This is a genomic window from Nonomuraea sp. K271, assembly GCF_009908215.1.
Taxonomy (GTDB): domain Bacteria; phylum Actinomycetota; class Actinomycetes; order Streptosporangiales; family Streptosporangiaceae; genus Nonomuraea; species Nonomuraea longispora.
This window is the reverse complement of record NZ_JAAAHR010000019.1, coordinates 26,315-49,378: the sequence shown is the minus strand read 5'-3', so window position 1 is coordinate 49,378 and position 23,064 is coordinate 26,315. Positions and strand designations below refer to the sequence as shown.

Here is a 23,064-nt window from a genome sequence, read left to right as displayed (position 1 = left end):
GGACCGCCGACCACACGTTATCAACCCTGATCAGAGGGTTTGACTCAGTCGAGCACCGGCTCCTGGTGCGGCCCGCCCTTCAGCTCGTGGAAGCCCTCCGTGCCCGCCACCAGCAGCGTGCCGTCCCACAGCCGGCCGGCGTCCTCGCCCCGCGGGACACGCGACATGACCGGGCCGAAGAACGCGACGCGCCCGCCGCCGTCCGCGCCACCGCCTGTGCCCGTGACTGCCACGATCGGCGTGCCCACGTGCTCGCCGACCAGGGCGACGCCCTCGGCGTGCGAGGCCCGCACGTCGTCGTCGTAGTCGGTGGACGTGCCCGCCGCTGCCAGCTCGGCCGGCAGCCCCGCGCTCTTAAGCGCCGTACGCAGGTCGGCGATCCAGTCGCCGCCGCCGGTCGTCCACAGCGCGGTGTAGAACCGGCCCAGCGCCTCCTGGCCGTGATGCCGCAGGACGGCCGCGCACACGCGTACCGGAACCCACAGGTAGCCCTCGGGGTCGCCTTCGGGGTCGTCGTCACGCCCCTCGTTGAGCACGGACAGGCTCATGACGTGCCAGCGCACCTCGACGGGCCGCACCTTCCGCACCTCCAGCAGCCAGCGGGAGGTCACCCAGGTGTAGGGGCAGGACGGGTCGAACCACATGTCGGCGACCTGAGGCGTAGTCACGCTCCGACCGTATCCCGATCACCCGGCCGAGGGGAGGCACCTCGCGTCGGCTGCGCGCGCATGGCCTTGCCGGTGAAGCATTGCACGAGATGTCCTCGGTGTCCTCAGTCCACCTTCACGTTCCCGCCGGCGGGTGGTTCGCCGTCCCCGGGTCCGGCCGGCTTGAGACGCGGTGGTTCGTTCCCGCCTGGCGTCCCCGGCTTCGGAGGCGGCAGCTCCGGCGGCGGATCGCGGAACAGCTCGGGTATCGACCGGTAGAGGATCGCGGCGATCGGCACGGCGACGACCGCGCCCGCGATGCCCGCCAGGATGCCGCCGACGGCGAGCACGAGGATGATCGCCAGCGGGTGGAAGCGCAGCACCCGGCCGACGATCAGCGGCTGCAGCACGTGGTTCTCGAGTTGCTGCTCCACCACCAGGATGCCTATGAAGATCAGCGCGTAGACGGGGCCACGGGAACCGAGCGTGACCAGCGTCGCGACCGCCCCCGCGAAGAAGATGCCGACGATGGGGACGAAGCTCGCCAGAAAGATCAGCAGGGCGAGCGCCGGCCAGAGCGGCACACCCATGACCGCCAGCACGATGCCGATGACGATGCCGTGCACCGCCGCCACGGCCACGGTGCCGTGCACGTAGTGCGACAGCGTGGCCCAGGCCGTACGTCCCGCCCTGTCGACGCGCGGCGCCGCCGTTCCGAAGCCCTTGAGGAACCAGGCCCAGATCCGGTCGCCGTCCTTTAGCAGGAAGAACGTCACGAACAGCAGCAGCACGATGGAGGCCAGCACCTCCAGCACCACCATCGTGCCCTGGAGAACGGTGGTGGTGATCTGCTGCTGCTGCGCCCTGATCAGGCCCGCGACGTCCTCGACCCACTGGCTGAGCTGGTTCGGCTCCAGGCGCAGCGGGCCGCTGTAGAGCCAGCCCTCCACGGTCCTCGCGGTCTCCTGCACCTGCTTGACCAGGCCGGGGAACTCCTTGTTGCCGCGTACGCCGATGATCCAGCCCGTCCCGGCCAGTACGGCGAGCGCGACCAGCATCGTCACCCAGGTGGCGTAGATCGGCCGCATGCCCGCCTCGCCCAGGCGCTTGGTCAGCGGGAAGAGCAGCGCGGTGAGCAGCAGGGCGACCGCCACGGGCAGGGCGATGAGCCGCATCGCCGCCACGACGCCGATCAGGTAGTTGGCCACCACGCCGACGAGGATCAGGCACGCGCTCCACGCGGCCATCCTGGCCAGCAGCGGCGGCACCAGTCCCCACAGGGGTTCCCGACCGGGATTGAGGTTCTTCACACAGTCACCTCTGCCCCGAATAGCCGGGACTCCACGGCGACCGGCGCCCCGAACCTCAGCAGCCGTCGCGGGTCAGCGTGACGTCGCGGCGTACGTCGGCGTGCGGCAGCGGCCGGACGTCGAAGGCCGACTTCCTGTGCCCGCCGGCGGTGACGGTGACCTTCGCCTTCGACAGGCCGCCGCGCAGCCACTGCTCGTAGCGGCCCCCGGCGTCGCTGCCCGAGGTCCACGACTCGCGGTGGCGTTCGACGGTGACCGTCGCCCCCGCCAGCGGCGACACCGTGCCGTCGCACGCCTTCGAGCGCACCTGGCCGGACAGCCGCGCGAAGTGCCACGGCGCCCGTGCCTCCAGGGTCACGCCGAGGCGCGGCGCCGGGTACGGCGTGTCCTCGTTCACCACCAGCTCCGCCTCGTACGTGCCGGGCCGGGCCAGCTCCTGGGCGTCCAGGGTGAGGGTGACGCGGGCGCTGCGGCCGGGGGCGAGCGTGCCGTGGGCCGGCTTCGCGCTCAGCCAGGGCGCGTCCGTTCCGGCCGCGTCGCAGCCGTCGTGGCCGGGCAGCACCTCCGTGAACGGGGTGACGCGCGGGCCGTCCGCGCCGCCCACCTTGTAGACACCGCAGGCCGCCGCGCCCCGGTAGAGGGCGTAGCGGGAATTCGGCAGCGGCGTCCACGTGTCGGCGTCGGGGTCGTAGGCGAAGGCCTCGTTGGTGAGGGTGGTGCCGCCCTCCGTGACCCCGCCGGCGACGACCAGCCTGCCGTTCGCCACCGCGTAACTGCTGCCCCACAGGTCGAACGGCAGGTCGGCGATCCGCTCCCAGGCGTCGCGCGCCGGGTCGTAGACGTAGGCGCGCTGCGTGCCGCGCGGCCCCTCGGCCAGCCCGCCCGCGCAGTAGACCTTGCCGCCCAGACCGCCGCAGGCCGCCCACGAGATCGGCTCGGGGTAGGGGGCGGCGGTGGTGAAGCGGTCGCCCGCCACGTCGTACACCGTGACCTGATCCGTCGCCGTCTGGCACTCGCCGGCGCAGCCGCCGACCGCGTAGATCCGGCCGTTGAGCACGGCCGAGCCGACCGCGCCCCACGGATGCGGATTGTCCGCTCCCGTGCTCCAGGCGTCCGTGGCGGGGTCGTAGACGAGGGTACGCGCGGCCGGCTCGCCCTGCGCGTCCCAGCCGGTGACGACGTAGAACCTGCCGTCCACGAACCCCGAGGCGGCCTTCTGCCGGGCCTGCGGCATGTCCGCGAGTTGAGACCAGGACGTCATGACCGGGTCGTAGGCGTACGAGGCGGGCGTGCCGCCCTGGCCGCGCTGGGAGCCGCCGAAGGAGTACACCTTGCCGTCGTGGCGCCCCACGGCGTTGTCCCTGACGGTGGTCGGATAGTCGGCGACGCCCGCCCACGGCTCCGCCGCCGGGGCCATGCCGGCGGAAGCAGGCTCCGGCGTCCCCGCCGTGGTCGCGGCAGGGCTCAGGCCGTCCGTCCGCACCCGGCGCACGGGCGCGCCCCGCAACCCGGCCACGACGTCCCGCCGCGACCCGGCGAGGGCGTAGGTGAGCGGCGCGCTGCCCCGGTTGGTGAGGGTCAGGCGGGTCGTGACCTTCTGGCCGAGCCTGGCCCGTTCCGACACGTCGTCCTGCCTGACCGAGAGCCGGCCCGCCTTCAACACGAAGTCGGTCCTCGCCACCTCACCGGTCCCCGAGGTCACGCGCGCGGAGGCCGGCCGGTAGCCGCGCTGGGCGACGGTGAGCACCCGCTCGCCCGACATGGGCGCGAACACCCAGTAGAAGCCGTCGGGCAGCGCGTCGTCGTCAGGGGTGGGCGCCGTATCGGACGCCGTGTGGCCGCTCGTGCTCGTGACCGTGGCGGTGTCGATCGGGTCGCCGGTGTTCGCGTCGGTGACGGCGCCGTACACGAGCGTGCCCGGCACCGGAGCGCACCCGCCGTCCGCGGCGGCGTAACCGGGGGCGGCGCAGGCGGCCGCGTCGATGCGCGCGGACAGGTCGAGCGTGACGTCCCCGCCGACCGTGACCTGGCCGGTCACGGGAGTGTAGCCGGGGTGGCGAGGGGTGGCGGTGATCTCGTACGTGCCGTCCAGGGGCAGGTCGAGCACCGCCCGCCCGTCGCCGGGGTCGCTGAACCAGGTGCGCTGCGCCCCGGCCACGGTGACCGCGGCGTACACCGGCCAGCCCTGCCCCGAGCCGTCCGCGACCCGGACGGTGACGCGGCCCGTGGGCGCGGGAGAAAGCCCGACGTCGCGGGTCCGCGTCTCGCCGCCGCTCACCTGCACGCCCTCGAGCTCGTGCGTACGGTAGCCGAAGAGCGACAGGCCGACGTCGTATCCGCCCTCGTCCAGGTGGAGACGGTACGTGCCGTCGGCGGCGGTCGTGGTGTCCAGCGTGCGCGGCCCGGTGGCGGACACCCGCACGCCCGCCACCGGCTCGCCGGTGCGCTCGTCGGTGACGGTGCCCGTCAACGTGCCGGTCCCGGTCCGCGGCGACGCGCCGACGGCACGGTAGACGTCCAGCATGCCCTCGCCGTACACGTTGTTGTCCCCAGCGGTGCCGCCGCAGGTCGTGTCGGCGCGGTCCTGCGCGGTGCGGTCGAGGATGTCCCTGGTCGCGGCGATGTCACCGGCCAGCGCGGGGGCGGCCGACCACATGAGCGCCACCGCGCCGCTCACGTGCGGGGCCGCCATCGACGTGCCGCTCTGCACCTCGTAGCCGCCGCCGGGGACGCTGGAGCGCACGTCCTGGCCGGGCGCGGCGATGTCCGGCTTGCTGTCGGCGGCGCCTTCCGTTCCCCGCGAGGAGAACCAGGCCACCTTGCCGTCATGGTCGACGGCTCCGACGGCGTACGACTCCGGGTATTCGCCGGGGGAGCGCTGGGTGCCGCAGTCGGAGCCGTCGTTGCCCACGGCGAAGGCGGGGAAGATGCCGGCCGCCACCCACTGGCGCACGTAGTCCCGGTACCACTCGTCGCCCGGCGCCGAGGACCAGGAGTTGTTGAGGATGTTCGGCCGTGCGGCCGGGTCGGGCGCGGAGCCGCCCGCCGCCGTGGGGGCCAGCATCCACTGCGCGGACAGCGCCAGCGTCAGCTCGCCGCACCGGTGGTCCTGGCAGCCCTTGGCCGCGATCCACCGGGCGCCGGGGGCGACGCCGATGCCGCCGGAGCCCACCATCGTCCCCATGGTGTGCGTACCGTGGCCGTAGGTGTCGCACGGGCCCGGGCACACGCCCGTGGGGTCGTACCAGTTGTGGTCGTGTGTCCCGTCCGCTCCGCGGTACGCGCCGGCGAGGGCCGGGTGGGAGACGTCCACGCCGGAGTCGATGGAGCCCACCACGACGCCGTGCCCGTCGCTCCTGTAGCCGGTCCACACCTTGTCGGCGTGGACGGCGGCCACTCCCCACTCCACCGCCCCCGAGGCGGCCACGCGTTCGCCCGGCCTGCGCTCGGGCAACCGGTAGGTGCGCGGCAGCCGTACACGTTCGACCGCCGGGTCCCGCGCCAGCTCGCGCGCCAGCGCGGCCGAGCCGCTGTGCACGTGGATCGAGTTGTCGATGAACAGGGACGTGTACCGCGTCCCCGCCTCACGCAGCAACTCCCGCGCCTTCGCCTGGCTGGAGTCAGCGGTGGAGCGCAGCTCGTCCACCACGGCGGCGCCGCGCGCGGCCCAGTCCTTGATCGCCGGGGCGCGCTTCAGCGCGGCCTGCGCCTTGAACTCCACCTGGAACGCCGAGTCCCCTTCCGCCAGCCGCGCGGCCAGCTCCGCCTGGACCCCCGTCCCGCCGTGCGCCGCCTCAGCGGACGGCCCGGTGGGCGGCCCGGTGGGCGGCCCGGTGGACGGCCCGGTGGACGGCTCAGCGGATGGTCCGGTGGACGGTTCGGTCGAGGGCCCCGTCGAGGGTGGGGTCAGTGGCGCGGTTCGTGGCAGGGCGGCCGGGCCGGGCCGCGCCTGCGCCGGGACCGCCGTCCCGGTCAGGACGAGCAGCGCCGTCATCGCGACCGAGGCCGCGGCGGCGAGGCGGCGCGGTGGCCGGGCGGGAAGAGCGTGCTGTCGCAACGGGGGGCCTCCACTCGTGGCGCCCTGCCATCGATGTCGACGAGCGCCACGAACGCCGTCGAGCAGCCTGGCCCATGACCTGCGCGACCATCAAGCACTACAGGAGGCGACATCACGCCATGTCATAAATGCGACAACTGCTCCGCGGGGGTCGGAGAACGGGCCGCGCGGCGTACGCTCGCGGCAGCACCGACCGGGAGGCGGATCCGTGACCCCGCTGCTCGGCTCGGCGAGCTCGTCACCGCCCTCGTCGCCCACCTGCACGCCTTCGTCGAGGAGAACAGGCCCGACGGAGCAGGAGTGGATCGCGGCGCCCGCCTACGAGCGCCAGTTGTGTCTGATCAGCAGGTTGCGGGCGTCGTCGGCGACGGCCGCGTCGGCCACGACGTCGTAGCGGTCGGCGACGACGGCCTGCTGGGAGACGAACCCGGGGCCCTTGTTGACCAGGTAGGTGACCAGGCCGAACGCGGCGCCGAAGAGCGCGCCGTACGCGAGCCCGCCGAGCACGAGCGCGCCCGTCGAGCCCGTCGAGCCGGCGAAGAGCGGCATGAGCAGGCCGATGATCAGCCCGAACCAGAGGCCGGTGGCGGCGCCCGCGGCCGCGGCGCGGCCCGCGGTGGCGCGGCCCATGACCGTCTCGACCAGGCGGAGATCGTGGCCGACGATGCCGGACCGCTCCACGGGGAACCCGTTCTCGGCCAGGAAGCCGACGGCCTTCTTGGCCTGCTCGGCGGTGGAGTAGGTGCCGATCACCGGGCGGTCTTCCACTGCCGGCAGGACAACCGTCGGTGCCGTCTTGAACATCGTGGACCCCTTCCTTCGTGATGGGCGTGGCGGAGGCCGCCACGCCCATGGTCACTTCGTGAGTGCCCGGGCGGCGTCGCCCTTGGCGATCTCGACCTTGTGCGGCTGGGTCGCCTCCAGCACCGGCACACGTACGGTGAGCACGCCGTTGTCGTATGCGGCCTGGACGCCGTCGGCGTCGAGGTGTTCGGGTAGGTAGACCTGCCGGGTGAAGGCGCCGGTCGAGCGCTCGTGGACGAACACGCCCTCGTCCTCGGTGCAGGCATCCTCGCGTCGCGCGCTCACCGACAGGACGCCGCCGTCGACCGTGACCTCGATCGAGTCGGGGTCGATGCCGGGAAGGTCGAAGCGGAGCAGCACCTCGTCGTCACGGCGGACGGCGTCCATCGGCATCGGCGTCCACGCGCCACCGAACACGGGCTGCGTCAGCCGCTCCAGCTCGCGGAAGGCCGAGTCGATCGACGTGAGCCGCATCGTCTGCCACCTCCGTGTGTGGTTCGATCCTTCTACGTATGGCTTCATAAAACATATAACTACAGTTGCAGGTTTCTGTCAAGCGGCGCGAAAAGCGATGGGATTCTGTCGGCCCCGGATGGTAGGAACAGTGCGGCGCCGCCACCGCGGCCCAAGGGGGAAGGACCTGCCGGTGACCACCAACAGCTCGGAGTTCTCCGTCTCCGGTCGGCGCTACGACCGGCGCGGTCCCGTGCGCTGGCTCTGGTCCCACCTGCGCCGGCATCCGCAGCACCTGGCCGGGTTCCTCGGCGGGTCGCTCGTCATGATCGTGCTCAACGCCGCCGTGCCCCACTTCACCGGCGACGCCTTCGACGCCGTGCTGGGCGAGCGGGGCGAGCCGGCCTCCGCCCTGTGGGCGATCACGCTGGCGATGCTGGCGCTGGTCACAGCCCGGGGCCTGTCCGACCTGGTCGCCCGCATGGGGAGCGAGGTGCTGGCCAAACGCCTGGAGCGTGACGCCCGCGACGAGCTCTACGTCGCCCTGCTCGGCAAGAGCCAGACCTTCCACAACCGCCAGCGCGTCGGCGACCTCATGGCCAGGGCGGCCAACGACATCCGGCAGTTGTCCATCATGATCAGCCCCGGCGTCGATTTGATCGTCGACTCCTGGCTGAACGGCCTGGTGCCGTTCTTCTTCATCGCCGCCATCGACCCCCGGCTGCTGCTCGTGCCCGGCGTCTACGCGCTCGTCTTCGTGTTCGCGCTGCGCCACTACATGCGCAGGCTCAACCCGGTCTCGACCCGCATGCGCGAGCAGTTCGGCGAGCTCAACGCCGGGCTCAACCAGGCCGTGCGCGGCATCGAGGTGATCAAGGTGACGGCGCAGGAGGGGCAGGAGCGGCGGCGCTTCCGCGCCAACGCGCGCCTCTACCGCGACTCGTTCGTCCGCAACGGCCTCATCCAGGCCCGCTATCTGCCCACCTTCCTCTACGCCTTCGCGGTGGCCGGCGCCCTGGGGCACGGCCTCATGTTGCAGGGAGCGGGGGCGATCACGGTCGGCGACCTGGTGGCCTACATGGGCCTCGTCGTCATGCTGGGCTTCCCGACGCAGATCTCCATCTTCACCTTCTCCCTGGTGCAGATCGGCATCGCCTCCTCCCGCCGGATCCTCGACATCATCGGCGCCGAGGCCGAGATGGAGCAGCGGCACGACGGCCGCGCCGCGCCCATCGCCGGAGAGATCGTCTTCGAGGACGTCACGTTCGGCTACGACGAGGGTGACCCGGTGCTGCGCGGCGTGACGTTCAGCGTGCGGCCCGGCGAGACGGTGGCGATCGTCGGCGAGACCGGATCGGGCAAGAGCACGCTCACCAAGCTGGTGCCGCGCATCTATGACGTCACGTCGGGCCGCATCCTGGTCGACGGCGTCGACGTACGCGACTGGGACCTCGACTCCCTGCGCTCCCAGATCTCCACCATCGAGCAGGACATCGTGCTCTTCTCCCGCTCCGTGGCCGAGAACATCGCCTTCAGCCTGGGGCAGCGGGCCGACCGCGAGGCCGTGGTCAGGGCGGCCGAGGACGCGCAGGCCGCCGAGTTCATCGCCGAGCTCGACGACGGCTACGACACCGTCATCGGCGAGCGCGGCGTGACGCTGTCGGGCGGCCAGCGCCAGCGCCTGGCCATCGCGCGGGCGCTGCTGACCGACCCGGCGATCCTCGTGCTCGACGACTCGACCAGCGCCATCGACTCCGCCACCGAAGACCTGATCCAGCAGGCGATCGGCCGCGTGCTCGACGGGCGCACGACGCTGCTCATCACCCATCGGCTCTCCCAGATCCGCTGGGCCGACAAGGTCCTGCTGCTGCGGCGGGGCGAGCTGGTCGACTACGGCACGCACGACGAGCTCATCCGGCGCAGCCGCCTCTACCGCCGGATCTTCTCCCACTACGACGAGGTCGAGGTGGCCGCGGACGCGGCGGCAGGCCCCCCGGCCGGACCGGAGCCGGAGGCCCCGGTCCTGGAGAGCGAGCAGGGGAGGGCCCGCTGATGGGCTTCATCATGGACGGCCTCGACGCCGAGGACTACGACCGCACCTACAGCGACCGCGACCTGCTCCGCCGGATCCTGTCCTATTTCAGGCCCAAGCTGGGCGCCATGTTCGTGGTCGCCTCGATGATCGTGCTGGGCTCGGTCAGCCAGGCGGCCGTCCCGCTGCTGGCCAGCCTGGCCGTCGACGCGCTCGCCGACGGCACCATCGCCGAGGTGGGGCTGCACCTGGTGGGCGGCACCCTGCTGGCCGGAGTGCTCGGATGGGGCTTCAACTTCGTACGACAGTGGCAGAGCGCGCGGGTCACAGGCGACGTCGTCCTGCGGCTGCGCGAAGACGCGTTCGACGCCGTGCTAGCCCGCGACCTGTCCTTCTACGACGAGACGCCGTCGGGCCGCATCGTCAGCCGGGTGACGTCCGACACCGACGACTTCGCCACGGTCTCCACCCTGACGATGGACCTGATCAGCCAGGTGCTGATGGTCGGCTTCGTCACGGCCCTGCTGTTCTTGCGCAGCGTCGAGCTCGCCCTCCTGACGATGCTGGTCGTGCCGATCGTGGTGTGCATCGCGCTTCTGTTCCGCCGCCTGGCGCGAGCCAGCACGCGTCACGCGCAACGTTCGCTGAGCCGGGTCAACGCCAACCTGCAGGAGACCATGGGCGGCATCGCGGTGGCGAAGAACTTCCGCCAGGAGCAGCAGGTCTACGACGAGTTCCGGCCCATCAACCGGCAGAGCTACCGCGTGACGCTGCGGCAGGGGTTCGTCTTCTCCGCCGTCTTCCCCGTGCTCTTCCTGGTGGCGGGGCTCGCCACGGTGGCGCACGTCCAGCTGGGCGGCACGGCGGTGATCGGCGGCGGCCTGAGCGCCGGCGACTGGTACCTGTTCCTGCAGGGCGTCGCGCTCTTCTGGTTCCCGCTGACGTCCATCGCCGCGTTCTGGTCCCAGTTCCAGCAGGGGCTGTCGGCGTCCGAGCGGGTCTTCGCCCTCATCGACGCCGAGCCGCGCGTCGTGCAGACCGGCGCGCAGGACCCCGGCAGGCTCGCCGGCCGCATCGAGTTCCGCGACCTCACTTTCGGCTACGACCCAGGCAACCCCGTGCTGCGCGACTTCAACCTGCTCATCGAGGCGGGCGAGACCGTCGCGCTGGTCGGCCACACCGGAGCGGGCAAGTCCACGCTCAGCAAGCTGATCACCCGCTTCTACGAGTTCCAGCAGGGCAGCCTGCTGATCGACGGCCACGACATCCGGGGCCTCGACCTGCCCGCCTACCGCAGGCAGATCGGCGCGGTCCCGCAGGCGCCGTTCCTGTTCAGCGGCACGGTCGCCGACAACATTCGCTACCCGAGGCCGGAGGCGAGCGACGACGACGTGCTCGCCGCCGCGTCGGCGGTCGGCGGGGGCGACTGGCTCGACGCGCTCCCGCACGGCCTGCGGACCGACGTGGGCGAGCACGGCCGCGCCCTGTCCATGGGCCAGCGCCAGCTCGTCGCGCTGGCCCGGCTGCTCATTCAGGATCCCGCCATCGTGGTGCTCGACGAGGCCACGGCCAGCGTCGACCCGCTGACCGAGGCCCAGATCCAGGAGGGCCTCGATGTCGTGCTGGCCGGCCGCACCTCGATCGTCATCGCCCACCGGCTGTCCACCATCGAACACGTCGACCGCATCATCGTGCTCGACCACGGCCGCATCGTCGAGGAAGGCGACCACCCCACGCTGCTGGCCCGGGGCGGCCGCTACTGCCAGGTCTACAACACCTACTTCCGCCACCAGTCACCCCACTACCGCGCCGGCACCGGCTTCGTCCCCGTCAGCTCTTCCTAGCGAAGCCACCCCGCCCGGCACGCGGCAAACACGTCGAGCGCCCGACACCAGCCGTTCCAGCGGCGGAAAGTGTCCGGGGGCCTCAGAGCACGAGGCGTTCCGAGGTGCCGCTCTGCCACTCCACCACCAGTACGGTGGCGTCGTCCTGGAGCCGGCCGCGCTGGTGTTTCAGGATGGCCTGGATGAGCCGCCGCAGCGTTTCGGGCACGGTCAGCCCGTCGGCCTCGTGGCGGATGAGGAAGTCGATGAACCGTTCCAGCCCGAACAACTCCCGGTCGGGGCTCTGCGCCTCGATGATCCCGTCGGTGTAGAAGACCAGGCGATCGCCCGGCTGCAGCTGATAGCCGAGCAGCCCGGTGTCCGGGCTCAGCCGGAACCCCATCGGCGGGTCGGGTTCGGCGGCCAGGGTCGTCACCCAGCGGCCTCCGCGCAGCACCAGCGGCGGGTGGTGTCCCCGGTTCACCCAGCTCAGCTCGCCGGTGCGCAGGTCGAGGCCGGCCAGGATCCCGGTCGCGAACCGCCCGGTGAACTGCTCGGCGATCGCCTCGTCGATGGCCTGGCCGGCGGCCACGAGGCCCGTGCCGTGGATGCGGGCGTTCCGGCAGGCGCCCATGGCGACGGTGGCGGTCAGCCCGGCCGACGTGTCGTGGCCCATGGCGTCGAAGACGGACACGTGCAGGGTGTCACCGTCGATGGCGTAGTCGTAGGCGTCGCCGCCCACTTCGTACGCCGGCTCCAGCATGGCGCTGACCACCACGCGGTCGTTGGCGAACGTGCCCGGCGGCAGCAGGTTGAACAGCACCTCGGCCGACAGGGTCATCGGCTGGACGCGGACCAGCCGCGCGTAGGAGTCGCTGTGGGAGCGTTTGGTCGCCAGGATCAGCGCGACGAGCGATGCCAGCTGAGCGACCCGCCGTTCTACGGTCTCGCAGGTTTCCGGCGTGGTCACCTGGAGCACGCCGAGGCGTTCGGTGCCGTCGAGGATGGGCACCCACACCCGCGGCTCCTTCCCGGGCCTCGGCCGCCGGCTGCGTACGATCTCCACGTTGCGGAAGGCCCGTCCGGCGAGCGTGGTGTCGATGAGGATCGGTTCGAGCACGTCACCGTCGCCGTTGCGCTGGCCCGGCAGGGGTACGAGCCGCTGCTGCTGGAGGTCGGTCACGTAGATCAGGACCTGGGAGAAGCCGGCCGAGCGGGCGTGCTCCGCGACCACGCTGGGCACGTCCTCCAGCGCGCTCAGGTGGGCCGCCTCCAGCAGCCCGCCCAACATCAGCTCGCCGTCACTTCGCATGCGCAGGACTCTCCTCGCGACCCTCCCGTTGCCCCACGTCATACCCAGGGATTCCGCACCTCATGGGTGGTTTCTCCCGAAACGAGCCGGGGCCCGCACCATGTCGGTGCGGGCCCCGGTCGTGCGAGCTTGATGCCGTGTCAGGCGGGAACGATGTTCTCCGCCTGCGGACCCTTCTGGCCCTGGACGACGTCGAAGGCCACCTTCTGGCCCTCGGTCAGCTCACGGTAGCCACCGTTGGAAACGATGTTGGAGTAGTGCGCGAACACGTCGGCGCCGCCGCCGTCCTGCGCGATGAAGCCGAAGCCCTTTTCAGAGTTGAACCACTTCACGGTTCCGGTCGCCATGTCTATCTCCTTTAGATAGGAGGCGGGACGAGATCCGCACGTTACGGACCCCGCGTCGCTGGAATGAGCCCATCCGGAGATGACCGGAAACAAAAAACGCACCTGAAGATCGATCTCGTCAGGTGCGCACAAGTCTTATGGGTAACACATCTGCAACTGCTCTTAACGCTATCACACATCGCCTCGTGTGTGCGTCACGAACGCACGGCACGAATCTCCGTCACCACGAACTCGTCCACGATGTGCTGGTTCTGCACCAGGAACCCGACCACGCCCGCCACCGCCTCCGCGCCCACCGCCGCCCGCGCCTGCCCGCTCAGCAGGTAGACCAGAGGCGTCGACGGCTGGTCGATCGCGAACTGGCGGTCATGGCGGTGTACGTCGTGCAGCGCCCTGATCGGGATGGGCTTCACCGAGGTGAACCACACCGCGACGTCCCACAGCGGCAACGCCGGGTCGGCCTCGCCTGCGGCGCGGTAGCAGGTGACGCAGCCGTTCCCGGCATGCTGCCCGTGCGGGCACGTCCACTGGGCGATGTCGGCCCGGCTCTGGTCGTGGCCGCTCAGGATCGCGGCCTCGGTCACCCGGCGGCGCGGCGATCTCTCTTCGTACGGGCGGGAGCCGTCGCGGCGATGATCGGTCGGGCGGGAGTGGTCGCTGGCGATGATCGGTTCCTCCGCTCCCAGGTCGGCCTTCGATCTTATCCGCAGGCGGCCGGTGTGGCGGGCTTCGCCCTGCCGGTGGATCGCTTCCTCCCGCCCGCGAAGGGTGCGTGCGGCGGCGGCCAGCATGAGGGCGGTGGCCGGGTACGGCAGGAGGGCCGCCCCCATTTCCCCGGGTTGCTGTCCTCGATCCTCACCGCCACCCCACCCAGCGTGGCCGACGAGCCCGGTGCCGCCATGCCACTCAGCGTGGCCGACGAGCCCGGCGACCGACCGGATGCGGCCGGCCGGCTCACACACCCGGCGTAGGCCAGGAAGTCAGCCGCTCCACACCTCGGCGTCGGCCAGGAAGGCGGTCGCCGAGTCGGCGGGCACCGCCGTGCCGCCGATCGTCAGGCTGCGCGGGTCACCGATAGGCCAGGCGGCGCAGCAGGATCTCCGCCGGGCCGCGGTGGCCGACGCGGCGCATGAGGTCGGCGATGACGAGCGACAGCAGCCAGGTCGCCGTGGCCACTCCCGTGGCGCCCGCGAGGCCGAGGTCGTCCTGCAGGCCGAGCCCGTACGGGAAGAAGAGCGCGACGAACACGACGGACTGGAAGAGGTACAGGCTCATGGAGCGCTGGCCCAGCGACTGGAGGGCGGTGGCCAGGGCGTTCGGCCGCCGGATGACGGGGATCGCGGCCAGGCCCATGATCGCGGCCAGCCCGATGCCGCCGAAATGCCCGGTGAGCGGCTGGAGGAGCGAGGCGACCAGTGCCGACGTGCTCGACGGCCCGGTCCACCAGCCGGCCTGCATGAGGCCCGCGGGAACGGAGCCGAGCAGTGACACGGCGGTGGTGATCACGGAGACGCGGATCAGCAGCGTACGGTGCTTGAGGGGCTCCTCAAGCAGCCGGCGCCGCGCGGCCCAGATCCCGACGAACACCCCGGGGATGACCATGATGACGCCGATGACGAGGCCGAACGGCCACGCCACGAGCCGGCCCATCAGCAGCTCGGAGAGGCCGTACGCGCCGGGGACGATGCTGCCGGCCTCGTACGTCGAGGTGCCCTCCGACAGCGGGAACCACATGGCGAGCCCGACCAGCGCCGCCGACGGCACCAGCACGATGCCCGACAACCACAGGAGCGTTCTGTCCTTGGCCCGCAGCAGGCCGACGCAGAGCAGGGCGGCGATGCCGTACGGGGCCAGGATGTCGAGCGGGACGAGCACGATGACGTGCACGAACCCGAACGCGAGCAACCACCAGCCCCGGCGGCGCAGCAGCTTGCGCACGCTCACCCAATCGTTGCCCCGCTGCAACTGCCGGTTGAGCAGTTGCACCAGCGAGTAGCCGAACAGGAACGCGAACATCGGCCGCGCGTGGTTGTTGATCAGTAACTGGTGCAAGAAGGCGAGGACGTCGTTGAGCAGCCCGGGGCCGCTGTCGACGGCCTTGACGTAGAGCGGCGCGTGGGCGTACGCGATCGCCAGCAACATGATGCCCCGGGCCAGGTCCGGGGCGGGTGCCCGCGCGGCCGGGGTGGGCGAGCCCTTCGGTGTGGTCGAGGAGTGGAGTGACGTGTTCACGGCTGAGAACCCCCTTGGATGCTGCCTTCGACGCTAATGAGCCAGGTCAGGAGCCGGAATGGGGGTGAGGGCACGCCGGGGGTGTACCTAGGTGCACGGTCGGCCGCGGGTCGACCCCATAACGAACGGATTGCCGCCGCGGGTCCCGCGCCGTGCCTCCTTCCTCCATCCCGGGGCGGTACGCGAGCATGGCCTCATGACGAAGCTCACTGGACAGCAGATCGCCGCCGAAGCGCTCGACGGGTGGGTGCTCCTGCTCGGCGGCCTGCACACCCGCATCAGGACGGGGAACTTCGCGACCGGGCTCTCCGTCGTCGACGCCATCGGCGCGGCGGCCGAGGAGATGGACCACCATCCCGATCTCGACCTGCGCTACACCCACGTCGACGTCCGGCTCACCAGCCACGACACGCGTGGGGTCACCGAGCGCGACGTCCGGCTCGCTCGTACGATCTCGCGGATCGCCGCCGACGCCGGCGCGGAGCTGGAGAGCGCGAGCGTGTCCCGCATGGAGCTCGCCCTCGACACGCCGTCCCATGAGGAGGTCCTGCCGTTCTGGGCCGCCGTGCTGGCCATGAAGGACCAGTCGGAGGCCGGGGTCGACGACGAGGTGCGCGACCCGTACGACGTGCTGCCCGCGGTCTGGTTTCAGAAGTCCGGCAGCGAGGAGCCCCGCCAGCGCTGGCACCTGGACGTGTGGGTGGACCCGGAGCAGGTGCGGCCGCGCATCGAGGCCGCGCTCGCCGCCGGGGGCACCCTCGTGGACGACGAGGGGGCGCCGAGTTTCTGGGTGCTGGCCGACCCTGAGGGCAACCGGGTCTGCCTGTGCACCTGGCAGGAGCGCGGCTGACGGTTTACGTCGGATAGAGGCGGGGGCGGTGGGTAGCGGTTCCTCCATGACAGAACGTGTGCCCGACCCCGCCCACCGCCGGCCCGCGGGCCTGGACGACGTCACCGTCGAGGCGCTGGGCGGGTTCAGCGAGGCCTTGGAGACGATCCACCGGGCCAGAGGTCATCTGTACGCGATGCACCAGCTCACCGGCAGCGCCGACTTCGCGCTGGACCGGGTGGTGGAGCTGCTGCGCCAGGCCGGGCACGACGTGTGGGCCGACCGGATCGAGCACGAGCTGATCGGCCGTAACGTCATCGACGGCCGGTGGACATACCAACTCGTCGAGGAGTACGACGACGGCTACTACCGCGAGTTCCAGGAGCTGGAACGGGAGGTCAGGGAGAAGCTGGCCGGAGGGCTGCGCCACCTGTACGAGGCGGAGCTGAAGCAGCGCCGCCGCACCCCTGGCCGTCCGGGACACGAAACGGCGCCAGGGAATTCGGCGCCATCCTGACGCCTTCTGAGTAAAGTTTCCTCCAATTGTCCTGACTGTTGGGGGAAATGTGACCATGCTCAGCCGGCGACGGCTCCTTCAGGCGGGCGCGGGTGCCGTGCCGGCGATCACGCTCGGGACGGCTCCCGCGTGGGCGGAGTCGGCCGAGCCGCCGACCACCGGTGTCGTGCCGAAGTCGATGGCGGTGCTCGACAAGGCGCTGAAGGCGTACATCAAGGAGCGCGGCATCTCCTGCGCCCAGCTCGCGGTCGCCAAGAAGGGCAAGCTCCTGCTCGCCCGCGGGTACGGCTCCTACACCCGGCCGGACGGCTCCACGGCGAAGGTGTTGCCGACGTCGTTGTTCCGGATCGCGAGCCTGAGCAAGAGCCTGACCGCCGCCGCGATCGTCCGGCTGGCCCAGGACGGCGAGCTGAGCCTCGGGGACAAGGTCGCCGACGTGCTGAAGTTGTCGACCAGAGCCGATCCCCGGCTGGCGAAGGTCAACCTCTGGCGGCTGCTGCAGCACACCGGCGGCTGGGACAGGGGCGTGACGACCGACCCGCTGTGGAACGACGCCACGATCGCGGCGTCGCTCGACGTTCCGCTGCCGATCGACCATGACGACATCATCAAGTACACCACCGCGAAGAAGCTCGACTTCGCCCCCGGCTCGAAGTACGCCTACAGCAACTACGGCTACATGCTGGCCGGCCGGGTCATCGAGGAGGTGTCGGGCCTGCCGTACGAGACGTACGTGCGGCACAAACTGCTCGCTCCCGTCGACATCGAGCGCATGCGGCTCGGCCGCAGCCTGCGCTCCGAGGCGGCCCGCAACGAGGTGCACTACGAGTCGAAGTACACCAGGAAGAGCGTCGTGGACCCGTCGGGCGCCACGGTGCCCTACCCCTACGGCGGGTTCAGCATGCCCAACCAGGACGCCAACGGCGGCTGGCTCGCCTCGGCGGTCGACCTGGTCAAGTGGGGTTTCGTCTTCGACGGCGCCGGGCCCGTGCTGAGCTCCACGTCGATCTCCCGCGTCTTCGCCAAGCCGGAGATCGGCGCGAACTCCGGCGGTTCGTGGTACGGCCTCGGCTGGCAGGTGCGCAAGAACAACGCCGGAGGGCTGAACACCTGGCACAACGGGAGCATGCCCGGCACGTCCAGCTTCTTCGCGCGGGTGCAGCACGGCATCAGCTACTGCGCGATCTTCAACCACAGGGAGGAGGAGGGCACGCCGGACTTCGACGCGATCGACCCCATCCTCGGCAAGGCCATCGGCAAGGTGAAGACCTGGCCCACCGCGGACCTCACCACGAAGTACTTCTGACGCGGTCCCCATCGGGCGCGCGGGCGGCGTCCGCGCGCCTGAACGGGGCCTCGTACGCCCACTGCCAGGCGGTCTCCAGCGGCCCGCGCCGGAACCTGCGCAGCCACAGCGAGGCCAGCACAGTGATCAGCAGGCAGATGGCCGCCCACGCGACCGGCACCGACCAGGGACGGTACGCGTCGAGCCGGCTCGCCAGGCCGAGGCCCCAGCCGTAGCAGAGCACGGCGGCCACCAGGTTCTGGAACACGTAGCCGGACAGCGCCGTGCGCCCGACGTTCGTCAGCCCCCGCCGGACCGGGCCGGGGGCGCCGCGCAGGCCGAGGACGACGGTGGTGATCAGCCCGAGCAGGCCGAGGGCGACCAGGGGAGCCAGCAGGTAGCGGTCGACCACCAACCAGCCGGCGCCGGCGAACGAGGTGGCCAGGTTCAGCGGCACGCCCGCGCCGAGCCCGACGACGATAAGCCTCCTGCGCAGGCGGGCGCCGCGCTCCTCGAACAACCCCGCCCGGAGGAGGCGGACGCCGAGGAGGAAGAGGACGATGCCCATGGGAACGATGATGATCAGCTCGACCCGGAACAGGGCGGCGTACTGCAGGCGGGCGGCGACCTGGTCGAGCCAGCTCCCCTCGGTGTAGAGAGGGCCGACGCCGCCGCCCGTGGCCGGCTCGGCAGACGCCTGCAGCGCCACGGTGGTCAGGACGACCAGGGCGGCGTGGAACGTCCCCACGCCGATCATCCAGCCGGTGATCGCGCGCTCGCTCCTGCCCACCAGGTACGCGACAATCATGGCGGTGACGGCGTAGCCCATCAGCACGTCGAACTCGAAGATCAGGACGTAGTGCAGGGTGCCCTCGGCCAGCAGCAGCGCCGAGCGCCACAGGTAGCGGCCCGGCCAGGCCAGGCCCCTGCGCACGGCGCTGCGGTACTGCAGTTCCAGGCCGATGCCGAAGAGCAGGGTCAGCAGCCCGAGGAACTTGCCGTTGGACAGGAAACGTACAAAGGTCTCGACCGTGCCGCCGCCGCTCATCTGCAGCACGTCCAGAGGGCCGCCGGGGGCGGTGAAGATCCAGATGTTGGTGCCGAGCGTGCCCATGATCGCTACGCCGCGCAGCAAGTCGAGTGCCTCTATGCGTCTTTCCACGCCTTCCAGCCTGCTGGCCCCGCCGCCCGTCGCCATCGTCCCGGCTGACGAGAACGGCCGTACACCGTTAGTCGTACGGCCTTACGTCTTCGGTCGGCGGCTCACGGGTACTGAGGCGCCACTTGGCGGGTAGAGGGCCGTGAGGTTCCGTCAATCCCTGCTGAAGGAGGCGACGATGGACACATCAGGGGTCGCGAAGACGGTCCAGGACGTGATGCACCAGGGAGCGGAGTGCGTCGGCGAGCACGACAACCTGCGCACCGCAGCGCGCATGATGCGCGACCTGTCGGTCGGAGCGCTGCCGATCTGCGGCGACGACGACCGGCTCAAGGGAATCATCACCGACCGCGACATCGTGATCAAATGTTGTGCCGAGGGCAAGGACCTCGACACCACCACAGCGGGCGAGCTGGCCCAGGGGCTGGTGTGGGTGGAGGCCCACAACAGCGTCGAGGATGCTCTGGAGAAGATGGAGCAGCACCAGATCAAGCGGCTGCCCGTCATCCACGAGCGCCGGATCATCGGCATGATCACCGAGGCCGACCTGGCCAAGGAACTGCCGGACAGCAAGCTGGCCGAGTTCGTGCACCGCGTCTACGGGCGGGCCTGACCGTCGATCGGGCAGTGTGAAGCCCCGCGGAGCGTTGCGCTCCACGGGGCTTCACCGTCCCGGTCAGGCGGCCAGCTTCACGTCCGAGGCCGTGCGCTCGCGGGCCGGGACGAGCCGCGCGCCCAGCGCCCGCGCCGCGATCACCATGGCGGCGGTGACCAGCACGACGTCCTTGAGGATGTACTGCGCCTCCAGGGTGGGCGGGCCGCCGGGGAACATGTCGGTGAAGAACAGCACCAGTGGCGACATGAACCCCACCAGCGCCCCGGCCATCACGAGCAGACCGGACTTCAGGAACTTCCCCGTGACCAGGGTCAGTCCGATGAAACACTCGGTGACGGCGACGACCGCGAGTGCGACGCCGCCCGACACCACGCCGAACGTCAGCTGTTCCAACGTGCCCACCGCGAGCTCCTCCGCGGGACTGACACCCGGGAAGAACTTCAGGAACCCGAACCCCAGGAAGACCAGGCCGACGCTGATCCGCAGGGCGTCGATGCTGTGGCGGGCGAGCCACTCGGTCGTCGCGGCGATCATCTTCGTGTACGTGGCAGTCATCTGCTTGCTTCTCTCTTCCGTCGTCTCTGCCTGACACGACCCAGCGTCGCCGGATCCGCCTTCCGTGGAATCCGCCGGCGAGCGGTGACCTGGCTACGCCGTCCCGCGTACGCCGGCGCGTGCCCGCCTTCGCCCCACGGGGTAGCCGGCGGCGGCGCGCTACCGGGTCCTTGGGGGGCGACGGTCAGGGTTCGACGACCGAGGAGTACGCGGCGCGCACGTCCGCCTTGGACGACCCTCAGCGGCGGCCGCGTCCCCAGCCTTTGCCGGGGTTCGCGTGGGGGCCTCGCTTGGGCCTGTCGCCCTTCTTGGCCAGCCCCGGCGGTAGACGCCCCGCGCGCTGCGCGCCGGTCGAGCGCGGCCGCGCGGTGCGGGGCGGGTCGTTGCGCGGCCGGACGGTCCGGGGCGGGTCGTCCTCGGGCGGCCTGTCGGCTGACGCGCGGTAGGCGCGCAGCGCGTCGCTGGGTTGTGGCGTCGGGTACGTGACGGGGTCGGCGCGCGGTTTCCCCTGGCGCGTGGCCTCGCCGCCGGGCCAGGAGGTCGTGGCGAGCACGGCGACGATGAGTACGGCCACGGCGGCCACCTGCCGCCACCGTCCCGGCACGGCCGCCGGCGAGCGGCTTGTCCGGGCGGGGAAGGGCAGGAGGGCGCCGTTGACGAGCGGGACGGAGTCGGTGGGGTCCGGCGCGGCTTCGCGGTGGTGTGGCCGTCCGGGTTCCGCGATCCGTGCCAGCTCCTGATGGGCTTCTGTAGCCCCGGTGCGGCGCCCGGGGTCCTTGTCCAGCAGGCCGGTGATGAGAAGGGCGAGCGGCCCGGCCTGTCGCATCGGGGCGGGCCTGCTGGTGAGCACCGCGCTCAGGGTGGCCAGCGCGCCGCTGTCGCCGAAGGGGGAGCGGCCCTCGACGGCCTCGTACAAGGTGGCGCCCAGCGACCACAGGTCGGCCTGCGGGGTGGAGGGCCCGCCGCGCGCCCGCTCGGGGGAGATGTAGGCGGGTGTGCCGAGCACGATGCCCTCGCGCGTGAGGTGCGCCCGGTCGTCCAGCGTGGTGGCCAGCCCGAAGTCGGTCAGCACGGCGCGACCGTCGTCGGCGAGGAGCACGTTCGCGGGCTTGACGTCGCGGTGCACGATGCCCTTCGCGTGGGCGGCGCGCAGGGCGTCCAGCAGGTCCAGCCCGATGCGCGCCACGGTGGCGGCGGGCAGCGGTCCCCGTTCATTGATCACGTCGTTCAGGCTGCGGGAGGGCACGTACTGCAGGACGATCCACGGCCGCGCGTCGGCCTCCACCACGTCGTAGACGACGGCGATGTTCGGATGGTTCAGCCGGGCGGACAGGCGGGCCTCGCGCATCGTGCGCCCGAGCAGCGTCTCCCGCTCCGGTTCCGGCCTGTGGGCGAGGTTGATCTCCTTGACCGCGACCTGGCGGTCCAGCAGTTCGTCGTGGGCGCGCCAGACCGTGCCCATGCCCCCTCTGCCCACCTGGGCCAGCAGCCGGTATCGCCCGGCCAGCAACCATCCTTCATAGGGCGATACCGACATGTCGGCAGGACTACCCGATCATGCTTCGCGTGCCACGACTTCGTCACACACCGTTGCGCATCCGTTACGAGTTCGCGCACGAAGTGATGTGTGACGGCCATCACATGGGGTGTGTGGATTCGTGCACAGTTGATCTGAGGCGTCCTTCCTAAAGTCAGTGCCATGCCGGACGGAATCCCCCGAAGGCACCTGACGAAGGAGGAGATCCACATGCGTAAGGCTCTGACGGTCGCGGCGCTCTCCGGTTCGATGGCGGTCACAGGCCTGTCCCTGGCCCCGGCGGCGGCGCAGGCGGCCACCACCGCCTCGACCACGGTGAGCTGGGGAAAGTTCTTCTCCAGCGACCACAAGGCGTACACGTTCGGCAGGACGTGGAAGAGCCACGGCAAGGTCTTCACGAAGTGGCACGGCGTCGACAAGCGCGGTGGCAGGCAGGCGTGGGTGTGGTTCGAGGTCTACCAGAACGGTCACTGGAAGAAGTTCAACCAGGCGTGGGACGGCAAGGTGACAGGCGCCTGGCAGGGTCGCGGGATCAAGAAGGTGTACACGTTCACCTGCTGGGCGGGCAAGTTCGACAACTGTGGCCGCAAGTACCGCATCTACTAGGAGCGGCCGGCCGGTGCCACGGTCCGGGCGGCACCGGCACGACGGGCCTCCCGACCCTACGCGGCCAGGACCTGGCGCAGCGTGGCGGCGAAGGCGTCAGGATCGCCCTTCATGCCGAACTCGCCGTCGAGGAACCCGGCGTGGTGGCTGGGAAAGACGACCGGCTCCGTGCCGAGGCGTGCGGCGACGGCCACGCCCGCGCGGTAGCACAGCTGGCCCTCGCTCTCCTCTCCGACACCGATGACCACGCGGGTCGAGGCGGTGCGCAGCGCCTCGAAGTCGTGCTCGTGGTGCGTACAGGTCATGAGGTTCTGCGCGAACATCACATCGTCCCGGGAACCATCGTCCTCCGACGGCAGGCCGAGCTCGGCAGGGCTCTGCACGGGCTGGTCGTCGAAGCCGTCGGGAATCTCGCCGTGCAGGCTTGTGACCGCGATGAACTTCGCCATCGCCGCTCCGAACCCGTGCCGCTCGTAGGCGCGGCGGATGCCGGTCACGGCGGCCAGCGCCTGTTCCCTGTCCGGCAGAACCTGGGCGGCCGGCGGTTCGTGCGCGACGAGCGTGCGCACCTGGCCGGGGTGCCTGGCCACCAGCGCCAGCCCGTTGACGGCGCCGCCGCTGCTGGCGAAGATGTCCACCGGCCCGCCACCGAGCGCGTCGATCAGCCGGTGCAGGTCGTCGGCGTGCTGCTCGGGCGTCGACTCGCCGCCGGTGCCGATGCTGCGGCCGCTCCCGCGCGGGTCGTAGGTGACCACCGTACGGTCGCGGAAACGGGCGGCCAGGCCGGTGAAGCCGCTGGCGTCCATCGGGGAACCGATCATCAGCAACATCGGCGCGGTGTTCGGCTCGCCCTCCCGTACGTCGTAGTACAGAGCCCCGCCGGGCACCTCAAGGGTGTGGGTCATGAGTACGTCCTTTCTCGACTTCGGTGATGAAGACCCGT

Annotated in this window: 20 protein-coding genes; 7 read left to right on the top strand and 13 right to left on the bottom strand. The window is 71.1% G+C overall.

Features of this window, described 5'->3' with window-relative positions; all coding sequences use genetic code 11:
* Positions 1–44 precede the first annotated feature (44 nt).
* The 5 genes from GUY59_RS09435 to GUY59_RS09415 all read right to left on the bottom strand — a co-directional run bounded on the left by GUY59_RS09435 (position 45) and on the right by GUY59_RS09415 (position 7,292).
* The gene (locus GUY59_RS09435) at positions 45–644 is read right to left on the bottom strand and encodes a DsbA family protein (RefSeq protein ID WP_138200769.1); all 600 of its coding nucleotides are present in this window, start codon (positions 642–644) and stop codon (positions 45–47) included.
* 128 nt (positions 645–772) lie between these two features.
* The gene (locus GUY59_RS09430; protein ID WP_252374920.1) at positions 773–1,957 is read right to left on the bottom strand and encodes an AI-2E family transporter; all 1,185 of its coding nucleotides are present in this window, start codon (positions 1,955–1,957) and stop codon (positions 773–775) included.
* Between the two features lie 55 nt (positions 1,958–2,012).
* Complete coding sequence (locus GUY59_RS09425) at positions 2,013–6,014, bottom strand: S8 family serine peptidase (RefSeq protein WP_138200735.1); 4,002 nt, start codon at positions 6,012–6,014, stop codon at positions 2,013–2,015.
* A 318-nt stretch (positions 6,015–6,332) separates the two neighbouring features.
* On the bottom strand, positions 6,333–6,782 hold the full coding sequence (locus GUY59_RS09420; protein ID WP_201760663.1) for a general stress protein: 450 nt from the start codon (positions 6,780–6,782) through the stop codon (positions 6,333–6,335).
* An 87-nt stretch (positions 6,783–6,869) separates the two neighbouring features.
* Positions 6,870–7,292, bottom strand: coding sequence for an Hsp20/alpha crystallin family protein (locus GUY59_RS09415; protein ID WP_138200731.1), 423 nt, complete (start codon positions 7,290–7,292; stop codon positions 6,870–6,872).
* A 172-nt stretch (positions 7,293–7,464) separates the two neighbouring features.
* Between GUY59_RS09415 and GUY59_RS09410 the strand changes: the two genes are divergently transcribed.
* Both GUY59_RS09410 and GUY59_RS09405 read left to right on the top strand, forming a co-directional pair.
* Positions 7,465–9,324, top strand: coding sequence for an ABC transporter ATP-binding protein (locus GUY59_RS09410; protein ID WP_252374919.1), 1,860 nt, complete (start codon positions 7,465–7,467; stop codon positions 9,322–9,324).
* Entirely contained in the window at positions 9,324–11,147 is a 1,824-nt protein-coding gene (locus GUY59_RS09405) for an ABC transporter ATP-binding protein (RefSeq protein WP_138200730.1), read from the top strand. Before GUY59_RS09410 ends, GUY59_RS09405 begins: the two co-directional genes overlap by 1 nt.
* A gap of 82 nt (positions 11,148–11,229) precedes the next feature.
* On the opposite strand, the gene GUY59_RS09400 is transcribed toward GUY59_RS09405, so the two are convergent.
* The 4 genes from GUY59_RS09400 to GUY59_RS09385 all read right to left on the bottom strand — a co-directional run bounded on the left by GUY59_RS09400 (position 11,230) and on the right by GUY59_RS09385 (position 15,017).
* Positions 11,230–12,438, bottom strand: coding sequence for a PP2C family protein-serine/threonine phosphatase (locus tag GUY59_RS09400; protein WP_138200729.1), 1,209 nt, complete (start codon positions 12,436–12,438; stop codon positions 11,230–11,232).
* 140 nt (positions 12,439–12,578) lie between these two features.
* Positions 12,579–12,785: a cold-shock protein gene (locus tag GUY59_RS09395; RefSeq protein WP_055509312.1), complete on the bottom strand. Its 207-nt coding sequence runs from the start codon at positions 12,783–12,785 to the stop codon at positions 12,579–12,581.
* A 194-nt stretch (positions 12,786–12,979) separates the two neighbouring features.
* A complete protein-coding gene (locus tag GUY59_RS09390) occupies positions 12,980–13,615 on the bottom strand; it encodes a hypothetical protein (protein ID WP_138200728.1) in 636 nt (211 codons plus the stop codon).
* Between the two features lie 238 nt (positions 13,616–13,853).
* Positions 13,854–15,017: a DUF418 domain-containing protein gene (locus GUY59_RS09385; RefSeq protein WP_252374918.1), complete on the bottom strand. Its 1,164-nt coding sequence runs from the start codon at positions 15,015–15,017 to the stop codon at positions 13,854–13,856.
* A gap of 196 nt (positions 15,018–15,213) precedes the next feature.
* Here GUY59_RS09385 and GUY59_RS09380 point away from each other — a divergent pair, with 196 nt between their 5' ends.
* The 3 genes from GUY59_RS09380 to GUY59_RS09370 are packed head-to-tail and all read left to right on the top strand — an operon-like array spanning position 15,214 to position 17,669.
* Positions 15,214–15,867, top strand: coding sequence for a 4a-hydroxytetrahydrobiopterin dehydratase (locus GUY59_RS09380; RefSeq protein ID WP_132332532.1), 654 nt, complete (start codon positions 15,214–15,216; stop codon positions 15,865–15,867).
* A gap of 46 nt (positions 15,868–15,913) precedes the next feature.
* Positions 15,914–16,363, top strand: a complete 450-nt coding sequence (locus tag GUY59_RS09375; protein ID WP_138200726.1) for a hypothetical protein — start codon at positions 15,914–15,916, stop codon at positions 16,361–16,363.
* A 55-nt stretch (positions 16,364–16,418) separates the two neighbouring features.
* A complete protein-coding gene (locus GUY59_RS09370; protein WP_138200724.1) occupies positions 16,419–17,669 on the top strand; it encodes a serine hydrolase domain-containing protein in 1,251 nt (416 codons plus the stop codon).
* On the opposite strand, the gene GUY59_RS09365 is transcribed toward GUY59_RS09370, so the two are convergent.
* On the bottom strand, positions 17,650–18,810 hold the full coding sequence (locus tag GUY59_RS09365; protein ID WP_252374917.1) for a DUF418 domain-containing protein: 1,161 nt from the start codon (positions 18,808–18,810) through the stop codon (positions 17,650–17,652). The two genes, GUY59_RS09370 and GUY59_RS09365, sit on opposite strands and share 20 nt — an antisense overlap.
* A gap of 175 nt (positions 18,811–18,985) precedes the next feature.
* Here GUY59_RS09365 and GUY59_RS09360 point away from each other — a divergent pair, with 175 nt between their 5' ends.
* Positions 18,986–19,420: a CBS domain-containing protein gene (locus tag GUY59_RS09360; RefSeq protein WP_138200722.1), complete on the top strand. Its 435-nt coding sequence runs from the start codon at positions 18,986–18,988 to the stop codon at positions 19,418–19,420.
* Positions 19,421–19,483: 63 nt separating this feature from the next.
* On the opposite strand, the gene GUY59_RS09355 is transcribed toward GUY59_RS09360, so the two are convergent.
* Entirely contained in the window at positions 19,484–19,978 is a 495-nt protein-coding gene (locus GUY59_RS09355) for a DoxX family protein (protein WP_132332536.1), read from the bottom strand.
* 238 nt (positions 19,979–20,216) lie between these two features.
* Entirely contained in the window at positions 20,217–21,515 is a 1,299-nt protein-coding gene (locus tag GUY59_RS09350) for a serine/threonine-protein kinase (protein ID WP_138204313.1), read from the bottom strand.
* A 210-nt stretch (positions 21,516–21,725) separates the two neighbouring features.
* Between GUY59_RS09350 and GUY59_RS09345 the strand changes: the two genes are divergently transcribed.
* Positions 21,726–22,121 carry a hypothetical protein gene (locus GUY59_RS09345; protein WP_138204311.1) on the top strand — a complete coding sequence of 132 codons (396 nt, stop codon included), beginning with the start codon at positions 21,726–21,728 and terminating at the stop codon, positions 22,119–22,121.
* A gap of 56 nt (positions 22,122–22,177) precedes the next feature.
* Here GUY59_RS09345 and GUY59_RS09340 read toward each other — a convergent pair whose 3' ends face one another.
* Positions 22,178–23,026: an alpha/beta fold hydrolase gene (locus tag GUY59_RS09340; RefSeq protein WP_138204309.1), complete on the bottom strand. Its 849-nt coding sequence runs from the start codon at positions 23,024–23,026 to the stop codon at positions 22,178–22,180.
* Positions 23,027–23,064 lie beyond the last annotated feature (38 nt).

Bases quoted from the DNA above. Each gene is read 5' to 3' on its own strand.
- GUY59_RS09375 (WP_138200726.1), top strand. From the start codon at position 15,914: ATGACAGAACGTGTGCCCGACCCCGCCCACCGCCGGCCCGCGGGCCTG.
- GUY59_RS09355 (WP_132332536.1), bottom strand. From the start codon at position 19,978: ATGACTGCCACGTACACGAAGATGATCGCCGCGACGACCGAGTGGCTC.
- GUY59_RS09390 (WP_138200728.1), bottom strand. From the start codon at position 13,615: ATGGGGGCGGCCCTCCTGCCGTACCCGGCCACCGCCCTCATGCTGGCC.
- GUY59_RS09435 (WP_138200769.1), bottom strand. From the start codon at position 644: ATGTGGTTCGACCCGTCCTGCCCCTACACCTGGGTGACCTCCCGCTGG.
- GUY59_RS09370 (WP_138200724.1), top strand. From the start codon at position 16,419: ATGCTCAGCCGGCGACGGCTCCTTCAGGCGGGCGCGGGTGCCGTGCCG.
- GUY59_RS09395 (WP_055509312.1), bottom strand. From the start codon at position 12,785: ATGGCGACCGGAACCGTGAAGTGGTTCAACTCTGAAAAGGGCTTCGGC.
- GUY59_RS09400 (WP_138200729.1), bottom strand. From the start codon at position 12,438: ATGCGAAGTGACGGCGAGCTGATGTTGGGCGGGCTGCTGGAGGCGGCC.
- GUY59_RS09405 (WP_138200730.1), top strand. From the start codon at position 9,324: ATGGGCTTCATCATGGACGGCCTCGACGCCGAGGACTACGACCGCACC.
- GUY59_RS09345 (WP_138204311.1), top strand. From the start codon at position 21,726: ATGCGTAAGGCTCTGACGGTCGCGGCGCTCTCCGGTTCGATGGCGGTC.
- GUY59_RS09360 (WP_138200722.1), top strand. From the start codon at position 18,986: ATGGACACATCAGGGGTCGCGAAGACGGTCCAGGACGTGATGCACCAG.
- GUY59_RS09380 (WP_132332532.1), top strand. From the start codon at position 15,214: ATGACGAAGCTCACTGGACAGCAGATCGCCGCCGAAGCGCTCGACGGG.
- GUY59_RS09350 (WP_138204313.1), bottom strand. From the start codon at position 21,515: ATGTCGGTATCGCCCTATGAAGGATGGTTGCTGGCCGGGCGATACCGG.
- GUY59_RS09415 (WP_138200731.1), bottom strand. From the start codon at position 7,292: ATGCGGCTCACGTCGATCGACTCGGCCTTCCGCGAGCTGGAGCGGCTG.
- GUY59_RS09340 (WP_138204309.1), bottom strand. From the start codon at position 23,026: ATGACCCACACCCTTGAGGTGCCCGGCGGGGCTCTGTACTACGACGTA.